Here is a 1,054-nt window from a genome sequence, read left to right as displayed (position 1 = left end):
ACAGCACTCAGTTGATTGAGGAAAAAGGTTTCACGGACACTGCCGATATTTGCCATGCTTGGCGAAAAGAGATAAATAAAGTTAGGGTTTTGCAAATAAATCTTCTCTGGCTTCTGAAGGTAACTTATCCCTTTGGTTGAGGATCTCAACAGTGAGAGAATCTGCGCCTGATCCAGTATATCAAGCAACCTTAACACCGTGTTCCGAGGGGTTTCCAGTTTTAAGGCCAGTTTCTGGATGTTGGGGGTAAACGGGACACTTTCGCTCAACACGAAAAGCAGCTTTTTCAGTGTACGGGTGGTGGAATGTTGCAGTTCCTCAAATGGCGCGATATCCGTATCTATGACCAATTGGATGGTCTCCTGTAATTTTTGATGGTAATCACTTTTTGAGTCCAAAAAGTAGGGGAAATAGCCAAATCTCAGGTAATTCTGGAAATCAGTATCAAAATTAAAGGTATCCAACAGCTCAGGACCCAATACGTGATGTTTGTTTAAAACCTCTTCCAAACGAAGGGTTGGCAGGTCAATATTCTTCTGAAAGTTGAGGTATTCCCTGAAAGACAAACCATGTAGCCGATAGACCGATGCTCTTCTGGATAGGTCAGCCTTTCCTTTTGAAATATCAAGAATGGAAGAACCTGTCGCAACTACCTGAATATCTTCATAATCATCATATAGCTGCTTGATATCTTTTGACCACCACATGTATCGGTGAACCTCATCCAATAGAAAAACACGGTATCCAAGCTCATAGAGAGATGCCACAGATTCCACCAATCGGTGTGTTTCGAAATAAAAATCATCGAGACTTACGTAAATGCCTTTTCGCTGAATGGAAGAAAGATACTGCAATAGAAGCGTTGTCTTGCCTGACCCTCTATAGCCAAGTACAATTATCAGCTTTTGGTCCCAATCAATTCGTTCATAGAGGTATCTTCTTTTTTTTTCTAGGACAGATCGGGCTTTACGCTCGGATTTTTTTATCAGACCTTCCATGAAATAGTTTCTTTAAGAAGCAAATATAAAAATTAGTTTTTACAAAAAGCATTTTT

General features: G+C 40.2%; 1 protein-coding gene. It reads right to left on the bottom strand.

Going from position 1 to position 1,054, the window contains the following annotated elements; all coding sequences use genetic code 11:
• A partial coding sequence (locus ADIS_RS00550) for an ATP-binding protein (RefSeq protein WP_035804140.1) occupies nt 1-998 on the bottom strand: 998 nt, incomplete at its 3' end.
• Nucleotides 999-1,054 lie beyond the last annotated feature (56 nt).

Origin of the sequence: Lunatimonas lonarensis, assembly GCF_000390185.1 — a bacterium.
Taxonomy (GTDB): Bacteria; Bacteroidota; Bacteroidia; order Cytophagales; family Cyclobacteriaceae; genus Lunatimonas; species Lunatimonas lonarensis.
Note: the sequence above shows the minus strand (reverse complement) of the source record. Positions and strands in the feature narration are given on the sequence as shown.